Origin of the sequence: Streptomyces sp. NBC_00203, from assembly GCF_045206325.1 — a bacterium.
Lineage (GTDB): Bacteria > Actinomycetota > Actinomycetes > Streptomycetales > Streptomycetaceae > Streptomyces > Streptomyces lutosisoli.
This window is the reverse complement of record NZ_CP108126.1, coordinates 438917-462678: the sequence shown is the minus strand read 5'-3', so window position 1 is coordinate 462678 and position 23762 is coordinate 438917. Positions and strand designations below refer to the sequence as shown.

Annotated in this window: 21 protein-coding genes and 3 pseudogenes; 14 read left to right on the top strand and 10 right to left on the bottom strand. The window is 70.7% G+C overall.

Translation table 11 applies throughout. The features are described from left to right. Nucleotides 1–360: 360 nt before the first annotated feature. The gene (locus OG975_RS02335) at nucleotides 361–1023 is read right to left on the bottom strand and encodes a CBS domain-containing protein (RefSeq protein WP_406326997.1); all 663 of its coding nucleotides are present in this window, start codon (nucleotides 1021–1023) and stop codon (nucleotides 361–363) included. Nucleotides 1024–1051: 28 nt separating this feature from the next. Then, entirely contained in the window at nucleotides 1052–1516 is a 465-nt protein-coding gene (locus tag OG975_RS02330; protein WP_406326995.1) for a Crp/Fnr family transcriptional regulator, read from the bottom strand. Nucleotides 1517–1817: 301 nt separating this feature from the next. Here OG975_RS02330 and OG975_RS02325 point away from each other — a divergent pair, with 301 nt between their 5' ends. From OG975_RS02325 to OG975_RS02310, 4 genes are all read left to right on the top strand, one after another. After that, nucleotides 1818–2750 (top strand): universal stress protein, encoded by a 933-nt coding sequence (locus OG975_RS02325; protein ID WP_406326993.1) that lies wholly within the window; start codon nucleotides 1818–1820, stop codon nucleotides 2748–2750. 22 nt (nucleotides 2751–2772) lie between these two features. Then, nucleotides 2773–5403, top strand: a complete 2631-nt coding sequence (ppdK, locus tag OG975_RS02320; RefSeq protein ID WP_406326991.1) for a pyruvate, phosphate dikinase — start codon at nucleotides 2773–2775, stop codon at nucleotides 5401–5403. A gap of 28 nt (nucleotides 5404–5431) precedes the next feature. Continuing rightward, on the top strand, nucleotides 5432–6250 hold the full coding sequence (locus OG975_RS02315; protein ID WP_406326989.1) for a universal stress protein: 819 nt from the start codon (nucleotides 5432–5434) through the stop codon (nucleotides 6248–6250). A gap of 129 nt (nucleotides 6251–6379) precedes the next feature. Then, nucleotides 6380–7261, top strand: a complete 882-nt coding sequence (locus OG975_RS02310; protein WP_406326987.1) for a universal stress protein — start codon at nucleotides 6380–6382, stop codon at nucleotides 7259–7261. A gap of 249 nt (nucleotides 7262–7510) precedes the next feature. Here the strand turns inward: OG975_RS02310 and OG975_RS02305 are convergent, their stop codons facing one another. The 4 genes from OG975_RS02305 to OG975_RS02290 form a co-directional block, all read right to left on the bottom strand. Continuing rightward, nucleotides 7511–8503 (bottom strand): Acg family FMN-binding oxidoreductase, encoded by a 993-nt coding sequence (locus tag OG975_RS02305; protein ID WP_406326985.1) that lies wholly within the window; start codon nucleotides 8501–8503, stop codon nucleotides 7511–7513. A 98-nt stretch (nucleotides 8504–8601) separates the two neighbouring features. After that, nucleotides 8602–9543 (bottom strand): pyridoxamine 5'-phosphate oxidase family protein, encoded by a 942-nt coding sequence (locus OG975_RS02300; protein ID WP_406326983.1) that lies wholly within the window; start codon nucleotides 9541–9543, stop codon nucleotides 8602–8604. A 190-nt stretch (nucleotides 9544–9733) separates the two neighbouring features. After that, nucleotides 9734–10024 carry a dsRBD fold-containing protein gene (locus tag OG975_RS02295; RefSeq protein WP_406326981.1) on the bottom strand — a complete coding sequence of 97 codons (291 nt, stop codon included), beginning with the start codon at nucleotides 10022–10024 and terminating at the stop codon, nucleotides 9734–9736. 36 nt (nucleotides 10025–10060) lie between these two features. Next, the gene (locus tag OG975_RS02290) at nucleotides 10061–10645 is read right to left on the bottom strand and encodes a hypothetical protein (protein WP_406326979.1); all 585 of its coding nucleotides are present in this window, start codon (nucleotides 10643–10645) and stop codon (nucleotides 10061–10063) included. Nucleotides 10646–11063: 418 nt separating this feature from the next. Between OG975_RS02290 and OG975_RS02285 the strand changes: the two genes are divergently transcribed. The 8 genes and pseudogenes from OG975_RS02285 to pflA all read left to right on the top strand — a co-directional run bounded on the left by OG975_RS02285 (nucleotide 11064) and on the right by pflA (nucleotide 19756). Further along, on the top strand, nucleotides 11064–12134 hold the full coding sequence (locus OG975_RS02285; RefSeq protein WP_406326977.1) for a zinc-dependent alcohol dehydrogenase family protein: 1071 nt from the start codon (nucleotides 11064–11066) through the stop codon (nucleotides 12132–12134). 19 nt (nucleotides 12135–12153) lie between these two features. Continuing rightward, a complete protein-coding gene (locus tag OG975_RS02280) occupies nucleotides 12154–12840 on the top strand; it encodes a helix-turn-helix domain-containing protein (RefSeq protein ID WP_406326976.1) in 687 nt (228 codons plus the stop codon). Nucleotides 12841–12974: 134 nt separating this feature from the next. After that, a complete protein-coding gene (locus tag OG975_RS02275) occupies nucleotides 12975–13415 on the top strand; it encodes a pyridoxamine 5'-phosphate oxidase family protein (RefSeq protein WP_406326974.1) in 441 nt (146 codons plus the stop codon). A 211-nt stretch (nucleotides 13416–13626) separates the two neighbouring features. After that, on the top strand, nucleotides 13627–15108 hold the full coding sequence (locus tag OG975_RS02270; protein ID WP_406326972.1) for an APC family permease: 1482 nt from the start codon (nucleotides 13627–13629) through the stop codon (nucleotides 15106–15108). A 51-nt stretch (nucleotides 15109–15159) separates the two neighbouring features. Next, nucleotides 15160–15675 (top strand): annotated as a pseudogene (locus tag OG975_RS02265) (arginine deiminase family protein); the annotation flags it as partial. A gap of 9 nt (nucleotides 15676–15684) precedes the next feature. Beyond that, nucleotides 15685–16608, top strand: a complete 924-nt coding sequence (locus OG975_RS02260) for a carbamate kinase (RefSeq protein WP_327426079.1) — start codon at nucleotides 15685–15687, stop codon at nucleotides 16606–16608. A 146-nt stretch (nucleotides 16609–16754) separates the two neighbouring features. Next, on the top strand, nucleotides 16755–19013 hold the full coding sequence (gene pflB, locus OG975_RS02255; RefSeq protein WP_406326970.1) for a formate C-acetyltransferase: 2259 nt from the start codon (nucleotides 16755–16757) through the stop codon (nucleotides 19011–19013). Between the two features lie 5 nt (nucleotides 19014–19018). Then, nucleotides 19019–19756: a pyruvate formate-lyase-activating protein gene (gene pflA / locus OG975_RS02250; protein WP_406336121.1), complete on the top strand. Its 738-nt coding sequence runs from the start codon at nucleotides 19019–19021 to the stop codon at nucleotides 19754–19756. Between the two features lie 196 nt (nucleotides 19757–19952). Here the strand turns inward: pflA and OG975_RS02245 are convergent, their stop codons facing one another. From OG975_RS02245 to OG975_RS02235, 3 genes are all read right to left on the bottom strand, one after another. After that, the gene (locus tag OG975_RS02245) at nucleotides 19953–21098 is read right to left on the bottom strand and encodes an RNA polymerase sigma factor (RefSeq protein WP_406326968.1); all 1146 of its coding nucleotides are present in this window, start codon (nucleotides 21096–21098) and stop codon (nucleotides 19953–19955) included. Beyond that, a complete protein-coding gene (locus tag OG975_RS02240; RefSeq protein ID WP_406326966.1) occupies nucleotides 21095–21514 on the bottom strand; it encodes a YciI family protein in 420 nt (139 codons plus the stop codon). Before OG975_RS02240 ends, OG975_RS02245 begins: the two co-directional genes overlap by 4 nt. Nucleotides 21515–21873: 359 nt before the next feature. Further along, entirely contained in the window at nucleotides 21874–22371 is a 498-nt protein-coding gene (locus OG975_RS02235) for an N-acetyltransferase (RefSeq protein WP_406326964.1), read from the bottom strand. Nucleotides 22372–22839: 468 nt separating this feature from the next. Here OG975_RS02235 and OG975_RS02230 point away from each other — a divergent pair, with 468 nt between their 5' ends. After that, entirely contained in the window at nucleotides 22840–23160 is a 321-nt protein-coding gene (locus OG975_RS02230; protein WP_406336120.1) for a hypothetical protein, read from the top strand. Nucleotides 23161–23322: 162 nt separating this feature from the next. After that, a pseudogene (locus OG975_RS02225) lies at nucleotides 23323–23589 on the top strand (IS701 family transposase); the annotation flags it as partial. A 54-nt stretch (nucleotides 23590–23643) separates the two neighbouring features. Here the strand turns inward: OG975_RS02225 and OG975_RS02220 are convergent. Continuing rightward, nucleotides 23644–23757 (bottom strand): annotated as a pseudogene (locus OG975_RS02220) (IS5/IS1182 family transposase); the annotation flags it as partial. Nucleotides 23758–23762: the final 5 nt, after the last annotated feature.

The following is a 23762-nucleotide window of genomic DNA, read 5'->3' as shown; positions in this document are numbered from 1 at the left end:
GACTCCGACGACCGGGGGCTGGTGTCTGAACCGCGTTCAGGATTCCCGTCGTCGGAGCGGTGCGTGGTGCCGCCGAGGCCTCCCAGGCAGTACCGTGACGGCAGCGGAACACTGACGCTCGCCGAACGGCTCGAGGGCGGTGGCACGCGGCTGGTGTGGTGGGTACCGGTGGTTCCGGCCGGCGCGGCGACGGCCGGCGGCTCGCCGAACGGCTGAGACCGTCGGTGCCGCGGGTGTCCGGACTTCTTCGGCCGTGGACGGACGGGGGCCGACCGCGTCGTTCCCCCTCGCCTCTGAAGGGGTCCATCACACCAGGGCCGACCGGCCCAACTTGAGTGCGGCCGTCGAATCGGCCCCTGGTCACTGCTCCGGTCCTCGGGTCGGCCCCGTCAGCTCGAACTCCACGTCCACCACACCTTCGACGGCCCGCACCAGGCGCGCTGCCACAGGCACCAACGAGGTGTCCCGGATCTGACCGGCGAGTGTGACGACACCATCCCGTACCTGTACGCGGACAGGGGACAAGGGGGCACGGAACAGGTACGACACGATTTCCCGTTGGACCTCCTCGGCGATGTCCTCGTCGTCCCGCAGGAACACCTTGAGGAGATCGCCGCGGCTGACGACGCCTTCGAGTTTGCCCATGTCGTCGACGACGGGGAGCCGCTTGACCTTGGCGTGCGCCATGGTCCGCGCGGCCTGCGCCAGGGTCGCGTCCGCCTGGACGGTGACGACCGGGACCGTCATCAGGTCCTCGGCGGTCAACGCGCCGGCCTTGGTGAGGTCCGAAAGGCGCCGAAGCTGGGTATTGCGGTCCGGGTCACCGTCCCGGAACTCCTCCTTGTGCAGCAGGTCAGCCTCGGAGACGACGCCGACCACGCGGTCCTCGCCCTCCAGGACGGGCAGGGCACTGACTTTCCACTGCTCCATCAACCGCACGATCTCCTTGAAGTTGGCCTTGCGGCCGACGGCGGCGACGGTGTGGGTCATCACGTCGCTGACGATGTGCGGGGTGCCGTGCATGCTGACTCCTCGGTGGATGGCGGCGCGGTCAGCGAAGGCTTCCGCTGCCGTAGGGCGCGTACATGTCCAGCAGCCGGGTCCTGGCCGACCGCAGCCGGCGGGCGACGATGTCTCCCACCCACTGGCCCACGGCCATGCCCAGCGCCGGATCGGCCCGGCACATGCCGCGTACGACGTCGGCGTCGAACTCGTAGGCGCGCACCGGGCTCGTGGCCTCGGCGCCCAGATGCCAGGTGTGCGGTCCGAACAGCCAGGACCAGCCGACGAGTTCGTTGTGCCCGACGGTCTCGATGACGGCCGCGCGGCGGCCGGGCACGCGCATGTCGAGGGTCACCGTGCCGGTACGGATGATCCAGAACCGGTCGGCTCGCCGGCCCTCCTCGAACAAGCGGGTTCCCTGGGGGAACGACACCTCCCGGGCTACGTGCATCAGGCGCTCGCCGTGCTCGGCGGACAACGCCCGCAGCATGCTGGAAGTGGGGGAAGCGTTCATGATCCTGTCCTCTTCCTGGAGCGCGATCCTGCCACCTCCAATCTCTCCTTGACACCCCGTCCTCACCATGGGCCGAGCGGCCCCGGGGCCGGGCCGTACGGCATCGGCCGGTGCATGCGGTCCGGTGGCTCGTGGCGCCGCACGGGAGCGAGGCTGCCCGGGGCGTGGAGGGGCGGGAGGACACCGGGGCCATAGGGCCCTTCGGAAGGGCCTGCCCGGCCCCTGCACCCGGGCCCAGCCCGGTATCAGGCTCGATGGGGAGAAGAGGAATCCACCGGTACGCACGCAGGAGGTGCGGACCATGCTTCGACACGTCGCCGCGGGGATCGACGGGACTCCCGAAGGTCTGGCCGCCGCGCACTGGGCGGCCGGGGAAGCCGTGCGCCGAGGCACGGCGCTGCGGCTGGTGCACGCCTGGGAGTGGCAGCCGCGGCCCGCCCCGACCGTTCCCGCGGACATGTCGCAGCGGTCCTGGGCCGAGGACATGCTGGCGCAGGCGTCGGACAGCGTGCGCGCTGCGCACGCCGGCCTGCGGGTCGTTACCCAGTCGGTCGTCGAATCGCCGGTCGGGGCCCTGCTCGCGGCGGCCGAGGAAGCCGATCTGCTGGTCCTCGGCTCCCGTTGGATCAGCGGTGTCACGGGGTTCCTGACCGGGTCGGTGTCACAGCGGGTGGTCGCCAGGTCACCGCGTCCCGTGGTGCTGGTGCGGGCGGGGGAGTGCACCGCCCGCGAGCACTTCTCGGCGGTACCCGGAATCTCCCCCGACGAGATACCCGAGACCCCGTACCGCGATGTCGTGCTCGGCTTGGACACGGACCGGCCCTGCGACGAACTCATCGAGTTCGCCTTCGACGCCGCCCGACTCCGTGCCACCCCGCTTCGCGTGGTCCATGCCTTCAGCGCGCCGCCCGCCTACGCGGCGATCGACAGGCTCGCCCCGGTGAACGGCCCCGAGCTGCTCGCCGAGCACGAGCGCGCCGTGGTCGCGACGCTGCGCCCCTGGTGCGAGAAGTTCCCCGAGGTCGCCGTGACCGAGACCGTCACCGAAGGGCGCGCGGCCGGCGAGCTGATCCATGCCTCGGCCGGCGCGGCCCTCCTCGTGGTGGGCCGCCGGGTGCGGGAGACCCTGCGCGGCAACCACCTCGGCAACCACCTCGGCAACCACCTCGGCTCCGTCGTACACGCCGCACTGCACCACGCACCCTGCCCCGTCGCCGTCGTCCCGCACGCCTGAACAGCCCCGGAGGATGAGAGAGATGACCAGGTACGTGTACGAATTCTCCGAGGGCGGCCGTGACATGGCGGACCTGCTCGGCGGCAAGGGAGCCAACCTGGCGGAGATGACCCGCCTGGGACTGCCGGTACCGCCCGGCTTCACCGTCACCACCGACGCCTGCCGGGAATACCTGGCAACGGGCGAGGAGCCGGGAGAACTGGCCGCCCAGGTCGCCCACGCGCTGGTGGAGCTGGAACGACGCACTGGTCGTGAGCTGGGCGGCCGTGACAACCCCCTGCTGCTGTCCGTGCGTTCGGGCAGCAAGTTCTCGATGCCCGGGATGATGGAGACGATCCTGGACATCGGCCTCGGTGACGCATCCGTCCTCGGGCTCGCCAAGGCCACCGGCAGCGAGCACTTCGCGTGGGACTCCTACCGTCGTCTCCTCCAGATGTACGGCCGCACGGTCCTCGGTATCGCCCCGGAACTGTTCGACCGGCGCGGGAGCACTGACGACCCCGCCCGGCTCGTCGAGGACTTCAAGCAGGTGATCCGGGACGCGACGGGCGAGGAGTTCCCGCAGGACCCCGGCGCGCAGCTGTACCGCTCGATCCGGGCCGTCTTCCGCTCCTGGAACAGCGAGCGCGCCCGCCTCTACCGCCGTCGTGAACACATCCCCGACGACCTGGGCACCGCCGTGAACATCCAGGTCATGGTCTTCGGCAACCGGGGTCCGGACTCCGGCACGGGAGTCGCCTTCACCCGCGACCCGGCCACCGGCGCCCGGGGTGTCTACGGCGACTACCTGCGGGACGCCCAGGGCGAGGACGTCGTCGCCGGTATCCGCAACGCCGTGCCACTTGCCGAGCTGGAGCGGCTCGACCCGCCCTCGTACCGGCAACTCATCGACCACATGGGCACGTTGGAGCACCACTACCGCGACCTGTGCGACATCGAGTTCACCATCGAGCGCGGCACGCTCTGGATGCTCCAGACCCGGGTCGGCAAGCGCACCGCCGAGGCGGCCTTCCGTATCGCCGAGGCGCTCGTCGACGAGGAACTGATCGGCGAGGACGAAGCGCTCGCCCGCGTCGGAGGGGCGCAGCTCGCCCGACTGATGTTCCCCCGCTTCGAGGCACACGCCGAGACGAAGCCGCTGGCGCACGGGGTCCCGGCCTCTCCCGGCGCCGCCGTCGGAGCGATCGTCTTCGACTCGGCCGAGGCGGTGCGCCGCGCCGCGACGGGGGAGAAGGTGATCCTCGTACGCCGGGAGACCACCCCCGACGATCTGTCCGGGATGGTCGCGGCCGAGGCCGTTCTCACCAGTCGCGGCGGCAAGACCAGCCACGCGGCCGTGGTGGCGCGCGGCATGGGCAAGGTGTGCGTGTGCGGCGCCGAGGAACTGACGGTGGACGTCGAGGCACGGACGCTCACCGCACCCGACCGGACCGTGCTCGCCGAAGGCACGGTGCTCTCCGTGGACGGCACGGCGGGCACGGTCCACCTCGGGGCACTGCCACTGACCGACTCGCCGGTGGGCCGCTTCCTGGACACTGGGGAACGCGACGGGGCCTTGACGGATGCCGTGGCCCGCACCCTCGAACACGCTGACTCCGTACGGCACTTGGGGGTGCGCGCCAACGCCGACACCCCCGAGGACGCGGCCCGCGCCCGCCGCTACGGAGCCGAGGGAATCGGCCTGTGCCGCACCGAGCACATGTTCCTCGGCGAGCGACGCGGACTGATCGAGGCGATGATCCTCGCCGCGGACGAGACCGGGCGGCGCGCCGCCCTGGAAGCGCTGCTGCCGCTCCAGCGGGCCGACTTCAGCGGCATCCTGGCCGAAATGGACGGCCTGCCGGTGACCATCCGGCTGATCGACCCGCCGCTGCACGAGTTCCTGCCCGACCGCACCGACCTCGCCGTCCGCGTCGCCACCCGCCCCACCGCACACGACCGGCGCCTGCTGGCCGCCGTGGAGCGCATGCACGAGAGCAACCCGATGCTCGGGCTGCGCGGCGTTCGTCTGGGACTCGTTGTCCCGGGTCTGGTCGAGATGCAGGTACGGGCGATCGCCGAAGCCGTTGTGGAGCGGCTGCGGGACGGGGGAGACCCCCGGGCCGAGATCATGGTTCCGCTGGTCGGCACGGTCGGGGAACTGCGGATCGTGCGGGCGGCCGCGGAGCGCGTACTCGCCGAGGTGTCGAAGGCGTCCGGGCTCACCGTCGACTGCCCCATCGGCACGATGATCGAACTGCCCCGCGCCGCGCTGACCGCCGGCCGGATCGCCGAAGCCGCCGACTTCTTCTCCTTCGGCACCAACGACCTGACCCAGACGGCGTGGGGACTGTCCCGCGACGACGTCGAGGCGTCCTTCTTCCCCGCCTACCTGGCGCAAGGCATCTTCGCCACCTCGCCCTTCGAGACCCTCGACCGGGACGGCGTCGGCCGACTGGTCCGGATCGCCGTCGAGGAGGGCCGCGCGACGAACCCGACCCTGAAGATCGGCGTCTGCGGCGAACACGGCGGCGACCCGGACTCCATCCACTTCTTCCACGACACCGGCCTCGACTACGTCTCCTGCTCGCCGTTCCGCGTTCCCGCCGCCCGCCTGGAAGCGGGCCGCGCGGCACTGGCGAACCGGGCCGACGGGGCATCCGCGGCCACCTAGCCAACACCGACCAAGGGGAGGGAAAGACATGACCACCCGTCATGTGACCGTCGGCGTGGACGGTTCGCTCATCGCCGTACGGGCGTTGGACCGGGCCGCCGAGGAAGCGGCGCTGCGTGGCGCCCTGCTGGACATCGTGTACGCCGTGCCCGACCTCGACGAGTCCGGCCCGGTACTGGCGTCCGCGGCTGCCCGGGTACGCGAGCGGCTTCCCGGCCTGCTCGTCACGACCTCCGCCTTTGAAGGCGGACCGGTCCAGGCGCTGGCTCAGCACGGTCGGGACGCCGAGCTCACCGTGGTCGGTACGCGCGGGCTCGGCGGTATCGGTGGCTTACTGTTCGGTTCGGTGAGCCTGCGGCTGGCCGCGCACACACGCGGTCCGCTGCTCGTCGTCAGGGGGAACCACCAAGCTGCCGGGCGAGGCGAGGTGTTGCTCGGCCTGGAAAGCGACGCCGACGCGGATGCCGCGGCGTTCGCCTTCGCGGAGGCGGAGCGCCGCGGGGTCCGGCTGCGTGTGCTGCACTCTGCGACCCATCGGCGCCGGACGCCGGCACCCCCGGCCCCCGTCCCCGCGGATCGTGCGCGGGACGACGCTGTTGTGCACGAACTGACCGAACAGGCTCTACCACGCCGTGCGATCGCCGGGCTACGGCAGCGCAATCCCCAGGTCGAGGTGGCGGTCCGCACGGTCGACTCCGGCAGGGAGCACTCGCTGCTGGAGGCGACCCGCGAAGCCGCCGTCGTGGTCCTCGGTGCCCACAGCCACTCCCACCGCATCGGCCCGCAACCGGGCCCGGTCACCGCCGCCTTGCTGCACCACTCCCACTGCCCGGTCGCGATCGTGTGAACCGACTCTCGCGGAAGAACGGGACACAAGCCGGATGGGCCGGTCGGTCCCGGGCCGGGACCTGTGGCCCCTCCTGACGTGGGCCTGCCACCCGGAGACTGAGTCACATCCCCTTGAGGAGGTCCGCACATGTCCCGCAACGTCACCGTCGGTCTGGACGGTTCGCCCGAGAGTCTCGCAGCCGCCGACTGGGCCGCCCACGAGGCGCTGCTGCGCGACGCGCCCCTGCGCCTCGTGCACGCCTGGCAGTGGCAGCCCTACACGTACTCCCCGCTGGCGGGCGCCTCCGTGCCGCCCGTGGACGACTCGCAGAGCGAGTGGGCCGACCGCCTGCCGCGGGAGACCGCGGCCCGGCTCGCCGAGCGCCACCCCAGCCTGCACATCACCGCCGAGCGCATCCCGGAACAGCCCGTCACCACCCTGCTGGCTGCCGCGGAGGAGACCGATCTCCTGGTGCTCGGGTCCCGGGGTCTGGGCGGAGTCACCGGGTTCCTCGTCGGCTCCGTGGCACTCGCCGTCGTGGCCAGGACCCAGGGGCCGGTCGTCCTCGTACGAGCCGGCGAAGGCGTCGAAGACGACCACCTGAGCGGCGAAGTCGTGCTCGGCCTCGACCTGGACCATCCGGACGGTTCCCTGATCGGTTTCGCGTGCGAAGCCGCCTCCCGGCACGGGCGGAAGCTCCGCGTCGTCCACGGATGGACCTTGCCGTCCACCTACGGTTACGGCGGCGCCTTCGACTTCGAACTCAACGACGAACTGCGCGCGCAGTTGCGGCACAACATGATCGAGGTAATGCGGCCGTGGCGGGAGAAGTTCCCCGGCGTCGAGGTGAACGAGCAGGCGGTGATCGGCAACGCGAGTTCCCACCTCATCGACGCCTCCCGCAACGCGGCGCTGGTCGTGGTCGGGCGCCGCAACCGTCGTACGCCGGTGGGCCCGCACATCGGACCGGTGACGCAAGCGGTGCTGCACCATGCCGCCGCACCGGTGGCCGTGGTCCCGCACGACTGACCGAGCGCACGGCGGCGGTCAGGAAAGGCCTTCCCGGTGTGGGCGGCCCACACCGGGAAGGCCTCATGCACCGCCTGGCGGCCGCCTCGCGCGGAGCCGGTCTCCTGGAGAAGAAGCTGCGCATCCCGCGCTCGGAACATCTGTACTCGGCGGCGGCTGGTCGCGCTCCGGCGGACGTCACCGTCGGCTGGACCGCGTCCATGGGCATGCGCCGCCCCGGAGGGTGTCGTGGACGTCGAGTTCCCGCTTTCAGGGCTCGATGTCGAGTATCTCCGGTACCGGGCGGCGTGGTGTGTCGGGGCCCTTGGGCCCGTAGCCGAGGCGAAGCACCATCTGTACATGGCCGGTGCCCGACATCGGGTCCCGCAGCGGCCAGCGCAGGTCCGGCCACTCCAGGGCCTGGGTGACGAACGAGCTGGACAGGCCTTCGAGGGTGGCAAGCAGCAGCACGTGCTGCATGGCCTGACCTGCGTGCAGCCAGTCCTCCAGGCGGTCGCGAGATGTGCTGAGGAGGGCGAGTTGAGGGGAGCGTTCGAACGCTGTCGCGGTGCGGCCTGCCACTGACCTGATGCCCGCGAAGTCGCGTACCGGAGCCTTGCCGCCGCGCTTGCGTGGCCCGAAGGCGTACTCCGGGACCCCGTCGGGGGTCGACTGCACCGATGGGTCGCCGGTACGGGTCCAGGTGGCCAGGTCCTCGTCGCTGCCCGGGTCGGTCCGATTGCGTGCCTCGGCCTCCTCGACGAGCTCCAGCACCTGCTGCAGATGCCATGCGGTGGCGAAGGACAGTGACGCCCCCTCCAGGCGGGCGGCCTCGCTCAGCGCCGTCCGTACGGCCTCGGGTATCTCCGTCTCCTCGAACGGGAAACGACTGCTGTGCCGCTGGTGAATCGCCGGATACAGCGTGGCAAGGTCGCTCTCGCCGCTGCCGAACCCGGTCAGTTGTACGGTCGCGAGCAGGCTGGGGTCGGCGAGGTCGGGCAGCAGCCGGGTCGCCGGGTACCAGCCCCCGTGGGCGACCGCGACCCGCAGGTTGAGCAGGGCGGCGCCGCAGCCGAGGTGGAGGGCACGGGTGTCGGGGTCGGCGTGGGGCATGGTTCGGCCGAGATCGGCGCGCACCTGGAACGTGCGGCTGCCCTGAAAGTAACGGAAGCGCCATGGCTGCGCGTTGTGCATCGACGGCGCGGCCGTGGCGTCGCGGACCAGGGTCGCCACACGCTCCGGGGAGAGTGCTCGTTGGCTCACCGCTGCCTCCCTTCGCAAGTCGGCGAGCCCTTGGACGGGGCCCGCGCCTCGTATGCCGCGGGATCCTCGCGGTGGAATGCCTGTCGGGAGAAGCGCAGTCAGTGCCCGCTCTGATCGGGCGGACTGATGCGACGCCCCGTGAGCTGGGTGGGCCTGATCGACACCCACAGCTCACGTTCGCCCCCCGCCCATGGCTTGCTGTGGGCGCGATCGGCCAGCCGTCGCACCGCGTCGGGCTCGGTGACCGCCTGCGCGGAGCCGACGGCCAGCACACTCCAGCCCTGGCTCATGGCCTCGTCCACATGGTCGACCTCGAAGGCGACTTCCGTTCCGACGGCCTCCGCCGGGGCCGAGTTCGGCGCGGTCCGGAAGACGATCGCGTCGTCGACGACCTCGTAGTTCACCGGAATGACCGCCGGTCCGTGAGGGGTCGACACCGCGACGCGGCCCAGGCCGTGCGTGGAGAGGTGGGCGCGACATTCCTCCGGGCCGAGGTCCCGGAGCTGGGGATCGAGGAGTGCCTGGCCCTGGCCCGGCGGGAGATCGATTCCGCCCCCGCGCAGGGCGGCGACGGAGGTGCCCAGCGCGGCGGCCAGTCTGATGAGTGTCGCCAGGCTCGGGTCGGCCGACCGCTCTTCGAGGTAGGCCAGGTACTGGGGCGCCATCTTGGCGCGCCGGGCTGTCTCCGCCTGGGTCAGCCCCTGTCGCCGGCGTTCGGCGGCTATGCGCCGGCCGATGTCACCGGTGTGGGACGCCCCGTCCGACGGGGGCGTGCCGGACCCGGCACCCGTCTGCTGCCGTGCCTCGTCCGTGCTCGGCGGGGAAACCGGGGCAGGGCTCTCTCCTGGCCCGTGTTCGAGGTGACGGATGTGGGCGTCGGGCCCGGGGAACACGAGCGTCACCTCGTCCGTATCCGACCAGTGCACGTCGTAGGGAGGGGTTCCGTCCTCGTGATGGAGTCCCACGATTTCGCCGTCGCGCCTGTTGGCGCCGGTGGCCGCGCTTTCGATAACGAGTTGGTCGCCGAGGTGAGCTCGCATGGTCGCCACTCCTTCCTCAGAAGGGTGCTGTACCCAACGTGCCACGCGCAGAGCGCCGCCGCATGACCCGGGCGGCCCCACCACGGGTGCCGAACGGACCGTTCTCCGGCCGACCGGCCCTTCAACAGATGTCGCCGGTGTCGCATCCGGTGGCGGCCGGTTCCTGACACGGCTGCCGCGCAGGCGTCCGTCACATGGCCCATCCGGCCACCGGGCGAGGGCTTCGTCCAGTGGCGGGCGTGTCCAGGCCCTCGATGTCGCGCTCGGCGGTGTTGACCAGTTGCTGGGCGAGCTCGTGCATGGCCCTGCCCGCCGCGAGTTCGTCACCGATCTCGGGCACATCGGCGTCCGCGGGGTTGCAGTGCGCGGCCCCGTGGCCGGTGAGGGTCGTGGTTCCCGTGTTCACCACTACACGTGCCTTGGTCGTTCCTCCGTCCTCGGAGAGGTAGAGGCGAACCTTCCACTCCACCGTATGCAGCATCACTTTCTCCTCACCTTCGTACGGACCGGTGACACCTCACGTGGTCTTGCGCCGCCACCGCGGTCCGACCCGATCCCACTCTCGCCCCCACTGGTCGTAGCGCCGCTGGTCGAGCCGCCACTGTGCGACCCGTCCGGCGGCGAACGCCAGGCCACCGAAGGCAAGTGCGGCTCCGGCTCCGAGCACGGCCGCCTCGACGGCGGCCGACGAGGCGGATGTCGGCGCCGTGGTGAGCTGCTCCTTGCTGTTCAGCCAGACGACGACCTTCGATCCCGACTGACGCCCGGTTTCCACGAGGGCCCGGCCGGTGTGCTGGGAGCCGTCCTTCGCCGTCCAGCGGACCGTCGCCCGGACATGGTTGTAGGACGTGTCCGCCCCGACCGCCACTGTCTGGTCCGCACTCCCGACGAGGACGGCCTGGACCGAGTGCCGCTCCTGGCGAAGCCGCGCGAAGGACCCGTCGGCGGCATGCGCTGTCAGCACGCCGGCCAGGGTGCCGCCGATCGCGATGACCGCCCAGACGGCCAGCACGATCCAGGCCTCGACGACGTCGTCGTGTCGTCGAAGGGGATTGCTGCGCCACCGCCACAGCAGTTGCCTCACACGCTTGCTGCCGCGCATCTGACTGCACCTCCTCGTCGTCTCGTCCTAGACAGGACGGTGGCATCGGGGACCACGCGAGGGCAGGGGCCGACCGGGCGGCATCGTGGGGCCGTCCGGTGCTCCCCGGCATCCGGCGGCGGGCCGTTCGGCCCTTGTCTCGCGAGGAAGGACGACGCCGTGCTCGTATGCGAGGCCGTCGGTCGGCCTGAACGGCCCTGCCTGGTCCCTCTATGGGGACCGACCGGCCCAAGCGGACAGCGGATGTCACGCTCAGGCTGGACATACAAGGTCAATCCACGCGCGAGGAGGTCGTCGAAGGGCGTCCCACCACCGTCAGAGCCGGTGATCCCCAGAGAGGCGGTTGTCGTGTGCAAGAGGGCACGCACACGGCGTCGCCCCCGCCACAGGCATCCGCCAGGTCCGGAAAGGAATCGTCATGAAAGCACTCGTGTTCCACGGTCCCGGAGAGTCCGCGTGGGAGGACGTGGCGGATCCCGGTATCCAGGATGCCACCGACGCGGTCGTCCGTGTCGACGCCGTCACGATCTGCGGGACCGATCTGCACATTCTCAACGGCGACGTACCGGAGGTACGCCCCGGCACGGTGCTCGGACACGAAGCCGTCGGGGAGATCGTCGACGTGGGCGGCGACGTCCGCACGGTCCGCCCCGGTGACCGTGTCCTGGTCTCGTGCATCACGGCGTGCGGCCGCTGCCGCTACTGCCGGGAAAGCATGTACGGGCAGTGCCGCGGCGGCGGGGGCTGGATCCTCGGCCACTCGATTGACGGCACGCAGGCCGAGTACGTCCGCGTACCGCATGCGGATCTGTCGACGCATCTGCTGCCGGGTGCCGTGGACAGCAAGGACGCCGTGCTGCTGGCCGACATCTTCCCCACCGCCTACGAGGTGGGCGTGCTGAACGGGCGGGTACGGCCCGCGGACACCGTCGTCGTGGTCGGAGCCGGGCCGATCGGGCTCGCAGCGATCGCCACGGCACGGCTCTACACCCCCGGGAAGATCATCGCCGTGGACCTGGCCCCGGCCCGGCTGGACGCGGCCAAGCGCCTCGGCGCCGACGCGGTGGCCATGGCGGGGGAGGAGGCGGAGCAGCTGGTCGCCGACCTCACCGAGGGCCTGGGGGCCGATGTGGTCATCGAGGCGGTGGGGGTGCCGGCGAGCTTCGAGGCGTGTACGCGCATGGTGCGGCCCGGCGGACACGTGGCCAACGTCGGCGTGCACGGCAAGCCCGTGACACTCCACCTCGAAGACCTGTGGATCAAGAGCGTGACGATCACCACCGGCCTGGTCGACACCTACTCCACGCCCACCCTGCTGCGTATGACGGCCGCCGGGCAACTGCCCACGTCGTCCCTGGTCACCCACACCTTCCCGCTGGACGCGATGGAGGAGGCCTACGACGTCTTCTCACGGGCCGCCGACACCGGCGCGCTCAAGGTCGTCCTCGGCGCACCGCAGCACGACGCCCTGACGGTCAGGGCGTCCTGAGACGAGGAAGTGAACGGCCATGTCGGAGCAGACACCGTCGAATGCCGTGTCCGCCACCGCGGACAGCACACGGGGCGACATCGGGCGTCGCATCGCTCAGCGACGCGAGGAACTCGGACTGACCCGGGAGGAGGCGGCATCCCGGGCGGGCACGGCTCCCGGCTACGTCCAGTACCTGGAGGAACAGTCCACCGCGATGCCCGGGACCGCCGTCCTCATCCGGCTCGCGGACGCGTTGCAGACGAGCGTGGCGGCCCTGCGCGGCGGCGACGCCGATCTTCCACCCGGTATCGGCCGGGCCGCCCGCCACCCCGAGCTGATCGAACTCGGCGCCGAGGAGTGCCGGACCCGGCTCTCCAGGCACGGCGTCGGCAGGATCGCGATGGAAACGCCGGACGGGCCGGTCATCGTCCCCCTGAACTACACGGTCATCGACGGTGAGGTCATGTTCAGGACGGCAGCCGACGCCGTACCGGCCACAGCTGTCGGGGCGCACGTCGCCTTCGAGGTCGACCACATCGACGAGGCGCTCAGCCAGGGCTGGAGCGTGCTCATACGCGGCTTCGCCCGGGCCGTGACGGACCCCGACGCCGTGCGCCGGCTGACGGAGCTCGCGTACAGCGGACCGTGGGCGGGCGGCGAGCGCGATGTATGGGTGCGCCTCGAACCCGTCGAAACCACCGGGCGCCGGATAGCGGTGCGCTGACCCCATGGTCAGGAGCGGATTCCGAAGGGCGGCCGTTCTCCGGCCGTTCTGGACCGACAGGCCCTCGCCTCGTCCCTCGCCGCCCCAGAGGATGAAACGTGTACGGCCGTACCCCGTGAAAGTTGAACCCAGTGATGAATCCCAACGACGGCTTCCGTGAACTCGACCGCCAGGAGTGCCTGCGTCTGTTGCAGCGGGCGCCGATCGGCCGCGTCGTCCACACGCGCCATGCCCTGCCCGCCGTCCTGCCGGTCAACTTCTGCCTGGACACCGACTTTGCGGTACTGATGCGCACTGCGGCCGATTCGGAGCTGGCGGCCGCGATCGACGGCGTGGTGATCGCCTTCGAAGCGGACGAGGTGGATGCGGCGGCGCACTCCGGCTGGAGTGTCGTGCTCACCGGCCGCGCGACGGTGGTGACCGATCCCGTCGAGAACGGCCGGCTCACCCGGTCCGGCCCACGCTCCTGGGTGGCCTCGCCCGACGAGGTCTTCATCCGTATCGAGCCCGAGTTGGTGACCGGTCGTCAACTCGTCGGAGGTCACACGATGTACGGGGTGGACCTGTCCTCCTGACCAGACCTGCGCCACGTCAACGGCCCTGTGCTCCGCATCCCCACCCACCTGGGAGGCGGAGCACAGGGCCGTTCGGGACTCCCCGAACGGGACCAATGGGCCCGGCGGGGGACGGGTGGCCACTGACCGCGATGACGGCCGCCGAGCAGGATCGCTCGCGGATCGAGTCATCCGCAGCCCGTCCCCAGCGACCCGCGCAAGGAGCACAGCCATGTCCAGCACCCAAAGAAGCGACGAAAGGCCGTCCCCCAGGGCGGCCCTCGGCCTTCCCTCGGCGACCGCGCTCGTGATCGGCAGCATCATCGGCACCGGAGTCTTCGCGCTCCCGTCCGCCCTGGCACCGTACGGGCCGATCTCGCTCGTGGCGTTCGGCGCCGTCACGCTCGGCGCGCTCGCGCTGGCGGTGACCTTCGGGGCGCTGTCGAAGCGTGTCCCGGCGAGCGGCGGTCCGTACGTCTACGCCAGGGAGGCCTTCGGCGAGTTCGCCGGCTTCCTCAACGCCTGGTCGTACTGGATTACCGCGTGGGCCGGGAACGCCGCGATCGTGGTGGCGTGGGTCGGATATGTCGAGGTGTTCGTCAACACCGGCCACCGCACGGCGATGTCGGTGCTCATCGCGCTCGTCGGGCTGTGGATCCCGGCCGCGATCAACCTCACCGGCGTACGCAACATCGGCGCCGTCCAAGTGGTCACCACCGTACTGAAGTTCATCCCGCTGGTCTTCATGGCCACCATCGGTCTGCTGTTCATCGACCCGCACAACTTCGGTTCCTTCAACGCCAGCGGCCAGTCGGCGCTGGGCGCGATCTCGGCCGCCGCGGCCATCGCCCTGTTCAGCTACCTGGGCCTGGAGGCCGCCTCCGTGGTCGCCGGCCGGGTCCGCAAGCCCGGCCGCAACGTGCCGCGCGCCACCGTGTACGGCACCCTCGCCTGCGCCGTCATCTACATCCTGGGCACCCTCGCCGTCTTCGGCACCGTCTCGCACGGCGAACTCGGCGCCTCCACCGCGCCCTTCACCGACGCCGCCAACAACATCTTCGGCGGCACCTGGGCCGGCGACACGGTCGCGGTGGCCGCCATCATCTCCGGCATCGGCGCCCTCAACGGCTGGACCATGCTCTGCGCCGAAATGCCGTACGCCGCCGCCCGCGACGGACTCTTCCCCGGGGCCTTCGCGAAGCTGCGCGGCGAGAACGGCGTCCCGGTCTTCGGCATCGTGGCCTCCACCGTCCTTGCCTCGCTGATCACCGTGTTCAGCTACACGCGCTTCGACGACGTCTTCACCAAGATCGTGCTGCTGAGCGTGCTGACCGCCGTGATCCCGTACCTCTTCTCCGCCGCCGCCCAGCTGTACTGGCTGCTGGTCCGCGGACGCGAGAACCTCAGCCCCCGGCGGCTGGCCCGCGACATCACCGTCTCCGTCCTCGCGATGGCCTTCTCGTACTGGTCGATCCAGGGCAGCGGGTACCAGACCGTCTACTACGGGCTGTTCGTCCTGCTGCTCGGACTGCCGGTGTACGTGTGGCTGAAGCGGGGCCAAGGGGTGTACGGCGAGCAGCCGACGGCCCCCGGGCCTCTCCCCGACGACAGGGCTCCCGAGACCGCCATCCCGACGGCCAAGCGGATCTCCCACGCCGTGCCCACGAGCCGCACCGGTGCCCTCCGGAGGAACCGCCTCCGCAACCGCGACTGACCGCCCCCCGAGCCAGCCCCGCACCCGTACGACCACAGGAGCAGCCCCGCCATGAACGCCACCACCGCCTTCCACGTCGACTCCGAAGTCGGCCGCCTCCGCCAGGTGATCCTGCACCGCCCCGGCCTGGAACTCTCCCGGCTGACCCCGCGCAACGTCGACTCCTTGCTGTTCGACGACATCCTCTGGGCCAAGCGCGCCCGTGAGGAGCACGACGCCTTCGCCCAGGTGCTGCGCGACCACGGGGCCCGGGTGCACTACTTCGCCGACCTGCTGGCCCAGACCCTGGACGTGCCGGAGGGCCGCGACTGGCTCCTGGACCGGGTCGTCACCCCCGCGACCATCGGCCCCGCCCTGCTGGACGCGGTACGCGAGCGCTGCGCCGAGCTGGACGGCGAGAGCCTCGCGGGATACCTGATCGGCGGCATGCTCAAGAGCGACCTGCCGCTCACCACCCCGCACAGCCTGGTCTGGAACGCGCTGGACACCGAGGCCTTCGCGCTCGCCCCGCTGCCCAACCACCTCTTCCCACGCGACAACTCCTGCTGGATGTACGACCGGTTGTCGGACTGAGCCATGCGCATCGTCATCGCCCTCGGAGGCAACGCACTGCTGCACCGCGGCGAACGCCCCGACGCGGCCGTCCAGGAGGCGAACATCGACCGGGTGACCACCGCGATCGCCGCCCTCGCGCAGGAACACGAGATCGTCATCACCCACGGCAACGGCCCCCAGATCGGCCTGCTCGCCGTCGAGAGCGCCGCCGACCCCGCGCTGAGCGCCCCCTACCCGCTGGACCTGCTCGGCGCCCAGACCCAGGGCATGATCGGCTCCCTGCTGGCCCGCACCCTGCACGACGCCCTGCCCGGACGGCGGATCGCCGCGCTGGTCACCCACACCCTCGTCCGGGCCGACGACCCCGCCTTCGACCACCCCACCAAGTTCGTCGGCCAGGTCTACCCCTACGAGATGGCGTCCACGCTCGCCCGCAAGCGCGGCTGGCACATCGCCGCCGACACCACCGGCTGGCGCCGCGTCGTCCCCTCCCCGGCACCCGAACGCGTTCTGGAGACCGACACCGTCCACGAACTGCTGAACAGCGGCACGCTCGTCATCTGCGCCGGCGGCGGAGGCGTCCCCGTCACCGCCAACCACGACACCGGCGCACTCACCGGAGCAGAGGCCGTCATCGACAAGGACCTCACGGCAGCGCTGCTCGCCGAGGACCTGAAGGCGGACTTCCTGCTCATCCTCACCGACGTGCCCTGCGTCTACGACGGCTACGGCACCCCCGGTCAGCGGCCCGTCCTCGGTGCCACCCCCGCCGAGCTGCGCCGCGGCGGCTTCCCCGACGGCTCTATGGGCCCCAAGACCGAGGCCGCCGCGCGGTTCGTCGAACACACCGGGGGACTGGCCGCGATCGGATCCCTGGACGCGGCGTACGAGATCGTCCACGGCAACGCGGGCACCCTCGTCCGGCCGGATCTGCCAGTCGCGTAAAGGCCCGTGACAAGGGGGCCGGACGGCCCCCGCCGGGGGGCCGCACGGCGGGGGCGTGGGCCCTGCCCGGCCCTCCTGACGGCGATCGTGTCGCACGAGTATGGAAAGGGAGACATTCCAGTGCGGAACAAGGGAGAGAACCGGCGATGACAGCGACAGTGACAGCCGGGACACGCGCGCTCGAGGCATGGCGCGGTTTCGCCGGAACGCAATGGCGCGAGCGCGTCGACGTACGCGACTTCATCCAGGCCAACTACACACCGTACGAGGGCGACGCGGCCTTCCTGACCGGCCCGACGGACCGCACCCGCACCGTGTGGGAGAAGGTCAGCGCCCTGTTCCCGGAGGAACGGCGCAGGGGCATCCTGGACGTCGACACCAGGACCCCGTCGACGATCACCTCGCACGCGCCCGGATACATCGACCGTGAGCGGGAGCTCATCGTCGGCCTGCAGACCGACGCCCCGCTGAAGCGCGCGATCATGCCCAACGGCGGCTTGCGGATGGTCGAGAACAGCCTGAAGGCATACGGCTACGAGCCCGACCCCTTCGTCACCCGCGTCTTCGGCACCTACCGCAAGACCCACAACGACGGTGTCTTCGACGCCTACACACCCGAGATGCGCGCCGCCCGCAAGGCCGGGATCATCACCGGACTGCCCGATGCCTATGGTCGCGGCCGGATCATCGGCGACTACCGGCGCGTGGCGCTGTACGGCACCGCCCGACTGATCGAGGCCAAGCACGCGGAGCGCGCCCTGCTGGACGCACAACCGTCCACGTCCGACGTCATCCGCGACCGGGAGGAACTGGCCGAGCAGACACGGGCGTTGGACGAACTGACGCGGATGGCGGCCTCGTACGGCTGCGACGTCTCCCGCCCCGCGACCACCGCCCGCGAGGCCGTGCAGTGGCTCTACCTCGGCTATCTCGCCGCCGTGAAGGAACAGAACGGCGCCGCCATGTCGCTGGGCCGCACCTCCACCTTCCTGGACGTCTACCTGCAACGGGACCTGGAGGAGGGGACGCTCGACGAGTCCCGCGCCCAGGACCTGATCGACGACTTCGTGATCAAGCTGCGGATCGTACGGTTCCTGCGCACCCCCGAGTACGACGCGCTGTTCTCCGGCGATCCGACCTGGGTGACGGAGTCCCTGGGCGGCATGGGCACGGACGGGCGTCCGCTGGTCACCCGCACTTCCTTCCGCTTCCTGCAGACCCTCTACAACCTCGGCCCGGCCCCTGAACCCAACCTGACCGTGCTGTGGTCGCCCCGACTGCCCGCGGGCTTCAAGGAGTTCTGCGCCCAGGTCTCCATCGACACCAGCGCCGTCCAGTACGAGTCCGACGAGCTGACGCGCCCGCGCACCGGGGACGACACAGCGATCGCGTGCTGTGTGTCGGCGATGGCGGTCGGCAGGCAGATGCAGTTCTTCGGGGCACGGGTCAACCTCGCCAAGGCCCTGTTGTACGCGATCAACGGCGGCCGGGACGAGCTGACCGGCGAGCAGATCGCGCCCCGGGCACCCGCGCTGACCGGGGAGTACCTGGACTACGAGGAGCTGTCGGCGGCGTACGACCGCATGCTCGACTGGCTGGCGGGGACGTACGTCAACACGCTCAACGTCATCCACTTCATGCACGACAAGTACGCCTACGAGCGCATCGAGATGGCGCTGCACGACCACCCGGTGCACCGCTTCATGGCCTGTGGTGTCGCGGGTCTCTCGGTCGCCGCCGACAGCCTGTCCGCCGTCAAATACGCCCGGGTGAAGGTGATCCGGGACGACACCGGGCTGGCCGTCGACTTCGAGACCGAGGGCGGCTGGCCGGCGTACGGGAACAACGACGACCGCGCCGACGCCCTCGCGGCCGGCCTGGTCGAGTCCTTCATGGCCAAGGTGCGCAAGCACCCGACCTACCGGAACGCCGAGCACACCCAGTCCGTACTGACGATCACCTCGAACGTCGTCTACGGCAAACACACCGGCAACACCCCCGACGGCCGGCGCGCCGGACAGCCCTTCGCGCCCGGGGCCAACCCCATGAACGGGCGTGACCGGCACGGTGTGGCCGCCTCCGCCCTGTCGGTCGCCAAGTTGCCGTACGAGCAGGCCCGCGACGGCATCTCACTGACGACGACGATCACCCCGGAGGGCCTGGGACACGCGCCCGGCGAGCGGGCCGGGAACCTGGTCGGCATCCTCGACGCATACATGGCCTCCGGCGGCTTCCACATGAACGTCAACGTCCTGGACCGGGCCACGCTGGAGGATGCGATGGAACACCCCGAGAAGTACCCGGAGTTGACCATCCGCGTCTCCGGGTACGCCGTCAACTTCGTCCGTCTGCCCCGTGAGCAGCAGCTCGACGTGATCAGCCGCACCTTCCACGGATCGCTGTGAGCGCGATGAAGGTCGTGACGACGGGCCGGATCCACTCCTGGGACCTGTCCACCGGCGTGGACGGTCCCGGGACCCGGTTCGTCCTCTTCACCAGCGGCTGCCCGCTGCGGTGCCTGTACTGCGCCAACCCCGACACCTGGCACATGCGGGACGGCCGCGAGGTCACGGTCGACGAGGTGATGGCGGAGACCGAGAAGTACCGGGGTTTCGTCACCACGGCCGGGGGAGGGGTGACGATCACGGGAGGCGAGCCATTGCTCCAGCCCGCCTTCACCGCCGAACTCCTCCACCGCTGCAAGGAGATGGGGCTGCACACCGCACTCGACACCTCCGGCTTCCTCGGTGAGCGCGCCTCCGACGAACTCCTCGCCGACACAGACCTGGTACTCCTGGACATCAAGTCCTTCGACATTCGGGCTTACCGGAAGCTGACCGGCGGAGAACTGGCCCCCACGCTCAACTTCGCCACCCGCCTGGACAGCCTCGGCATCGCGGTGTGGATCCGCTACGTTCTCGTCCCCGGCTGGACCGACGACCCGGAGGCCGTGAACGGGCTCGCCCGCTTCGTCGCCGGTCTCGGCAATGTCGACCGCGTGGACGTCCTCCCGTTCCACAAGCTGGGCGCCTCGAAGTACGAGGCACTCGGGGTCCCTTTCCCGCTGCGGGACAACCCGGTTCCCGAACCGGCGCTGACGGAGCGCGTCCGTGAGCAGTTCAGGGAACACGGGCTCACCGCGTACTGAGGCCTGATTACTGGGGTCGTCGACGACGGGAGGGCACGGTGGGCGGCGCGTGCCAGGGAGCGCAGGCTCCCACGGTGGCGGCGCCGTGCTGGACGAGGTCGACAAGGTCCTGGTGAACGTGTCGACCAACAGCATCAAGCAGCCGATCCGGCCATGGGGCCGCACCAGTGCCGCGGGAAAATCCGAGCGCGACCCGTCAGCGACACCGACGGGCGTTGAGCCGGGCAGCCTGGCGCGTCAGGTGGTCGCGCTCGGCGAGGTTGGGTGCCTTTTGGGCCGCCTCGGCGTACAGCCGTGCCGCCGTCGCCAGGTCGCCGTCGCGCTCGTGGAGGTAGGCCGCCACCGCGGTGTGGCGGGGCAGCGAGTCGTCCAGCGCCGCGAGTGCGTTGAGGCCGGCGCGCGGTCCGTCTGCCTCGCCGACGGCCACCGCGCGGTTGAGCCGGACGACCGGGCTGTCGGTCAGGCGCGCGAGCTCGTCGTACCACTCGACGATCTGCACCCAGTCGGTCTCCTCGGCCGTGGGCGCGTCGGCGTGGAGCGCCGCGACGGCGGCCTGGGCCTGGAACTCGCCCAGCCGGTCACGGGCGAGGGCCGCCTGCAGGATCTCGACGCCCTCGGCGATCGACGCGGTGTCCCACCGGCCGCGGTCCTGCTCGGCGAGCGGCACCAGGCTGCCGTCGGGCGCGGTCCGGGCGGCGCGCCGGGCGTGGTGGAGCAGCATGAGGGCGAGCAGCCCCGACACCTCGGGGTGGTCGATCGCGGCCGCGAGCTGCCGGGTGAGCCGGATGGCCTCGGCGGCGAGGTCGACGTCGCCGGAGTAGCCCTCGTTGAAGACCAGGTAGAGGACGCGCAGCACGGTGGCGACGTCGCCGGGCTGGTCGAACCGCACGCCGGAGACGGTGCGCTTGGCCCGACCGATGCGCTGCGCCATGGTCGCCTCAGGCACCAGGTACGCCTGGGCGATCTGGCGCGTGGTCAGCCCGCCCACGGCGCGCAGCGTGAGCGCGACCGCGGACGACGGCGTCAGCGACGGATGGGCGCACAGGAAGTAGAGCTGGAGCGTGTCGTCCGCCGCGGGTGCGGGCCCGGGTGCAGGTTCCTCGTCGATACGGTCCTCACGCCGGCGGCGTGCGGTGTCCGCCCGGGTCGCGTCCAGGAACTTCCGCCAGGCCACGGTGACCAGCCAGCCCTTCGCATCCCGCGGCGGATCGTCCGGCCAGACCCGGACTGCCTCGACCAGCGCGTCCTGTACGGCGTCCTCGGCCGCCGCGAAGTCTGCTCCGCGGCGGACGAGGATGGCGAGCACGCTCGGCGTGAGGCTCCTCAACAGGAGCTCGTTCACTTCGAAGTGCACTCCGTAGTGGTGGAGTGCACGCCCAGGAACGGGCGCAGCTCCAGCCACTCGTGGATCGGCTTGCCACCCGCTCCGGGGGCGGCCGACAGCTCACCGGCCAGCTCCACGGCGCGCTCGTAGGTGTCGACGTCGATCACCATCCAGCCGGCGATGACGTCCTTGGTCTCGGCGAACGGGCCGTCGGTGACCGGCGGACGCCCCTCGCCGTCGTAGCGGACGAACGTCCCCTCGGGGGAGAGGGCCTTGCTGTCGACGAACTCGCCGGTCTTCTCCAGCCGGGCCGCGAAGTCGTTCATGTACTGCACGTGGGCCGAGATCTCCTCCGGCGTCCACTGGTCCATGGGGACGTCGTTGACCGCAGCCGGGGCGCCGCGGTAGTGCTTGAGCAGCAGGTACTTGGCCATCGTGGTTCTCCTCGGTGCTGTGCGACCCATTGTGGTCGCGTTCACTGCGGGGACGGAGCCGGACACGGGTTCTCGACATCGCCGCCAAATAGTTTTTGGCTCTCGCGGACGAACCCGGGTGTGCCGTCTCGTGGCGATCCCGACATCGGTGAGTGATCTCACGGTGCCCGCACGTGAGCCGTCGCAGCGCTCACCTCTCCTACCGACGTACGGAAGACCATCTGGGCGCACGGTGTGGACCTCATCGACGAGGTCGCGCATGGCGGCGAGGAGCGATTCTCAACAGAGCTTCTCCAGTCGGCCAGCAGCAAAGGTGATCAGCTCTGCTTCCGTACCCGAGAAGGACGTAGTACCTCACATCACGAGGCGCGAGGCAGCGCGAGCCACTCCTGCCAGGTGATGTCGCGGCCCAGACAACGGGGCTGCTGGAAGGGCCAGTCGGCGGCGATCCACTGCGGCACCAGCGCGTCGAGCGCGCGCTCCACCTCGCCGCCGACGAGGTCGTCCACCACCCACCAGGAGACCTCGCCGTCGGAGCCGGTGCGCTCGGGCGGGTCGATGTAGACGCAGCCGAGGATCGCCGTCTCCTCCTCGTCCAGCAGCGCATAGTTGAACGACTGGTGCGCGGCTATCTCCTTCTCGTGCCGAAGCAGGTCGACGCGATCCTCTTCATAGGTCATCGTCTCCTTCGGCCAGGCCCAGGCCGGGCCGAAGATCTCCCACAGGCGCTCTCGGGAGCCCATCACAGCGGGGTAGTCGAGCGCGGTGTCCGCCTCCCGGATCGGCCGCAGGTGAAGCGCGGTGTCGGGCACGGGCACGTAGACGGGGTGGGCGAAGTCCTCAGGAAGCCAACTCATAAGGGCCGAGGCTACAGCCGGTCGACGCGGGATGATCCAGGCGGCGTTGCGCGGTGTGCGGGCCGTGCCAGTGCTGCGCAGCCAGCCGCCCGTTCTCCAAGGCCGGTCCCACTTCCACCTCGAACGCGCGCCAAGCGTCTCCGCCGCCACCTTCCCTCAACTCACCTTCACGGCACCGCCGTACGAGGAGCCGGATGACCGCCCAAACGGTGGTCACGCCGGTGCTTACGACGTTCTGGGCCACGGAGACGAGCGTGTCGACCTCCGATCGATGTGAGGTGTCGCGCTCGCCTCCGGTCCAGTACTCCCGTACTCCAGTCCGACTTCGCGATCTTGCCGGGGGTGTAGCGCCTCGGTTGGCGGGGAGTCTGGTGCTGCACGTATATCGCGTTGTGGGTCCCGGGGCGGCGCCATAAGGTCACCGGCATGTCTTTGCGTCTACGTATGCGTCAAGCACTGCCGGAAGCGATGCGCGCCCGCGACAAGGCCGCGGTGAGTGCCCTGCGCGCAACGCTTGCTGCGCTGGACAACGCGGAGGCGGTGCCAGTGGACGAAGCTGAACTCCGCGGCTTGGCCCTTGAGCAGTCGCCGGTTGGCGTAGGCGTCACCGAAGCAGCGCGGCGTGAGCTGAGCGAGCGCAGTGTGGTGGATGTCGTGCGCGCTGAGGCCGCCGAGCGACTGGAGGTTGCAGCGCAGTTGACAGCGCCCGCGCACGCTGACCGAGCCGCGCGGCTCCGCGCGGAGGCTGCCGTGCTGCTTCGCTTCCTCGACGGTCCCGGCATCGCATAGGACACGGCGTCGTATCGCGCCCGAAGCGACGGATGAGCGGGGCTGAGAATAGGTACGGCCACAGCGTGGTCATCGGCGGTTGTGTGCACTCCTGGAGATCGTGCGGTGGCCGCAGGCCATGGCATAGACCCCGTCCGCTGGTGGGCGGTGTTCGACCAGTTCATGGCCCGGATCGCCGGTCGGCTCGGGCGGATTGAGCCCCGGGCGACCGCCCGCGCCTACCTGCTCGGGCTGGTGTCGGGTGTCGAGCGAAAGGACTGCTGGCGGCTGGCCGAGCGGGCCGGCTGCGCCCGGCCCGGGCCGATGCAGCACCTGCCGCGCTACTCCCGCTGGGACGCGGATGCCGTCCGAGACGAGGTCCGCGACGACGTCCGTACCTACGCCGTCGAACACCTCGGGGCAGACGGCGGTGTTCTCATCGTCGACGAGACCGGCTCTGTGAAGAAGGACCGGGCCTCGACCACCCGCACTCGGCTCCTCATCCCGGCCCTCCAGCCCGCGGCCGCGGCGCTCGGCCCGCCACGCGGTCAAGACCGGCTCGACCAACTCCCACTGGGCGTCGGACAGATCGCTGGGGTAACGGCGACGTTCGGGCACGAACA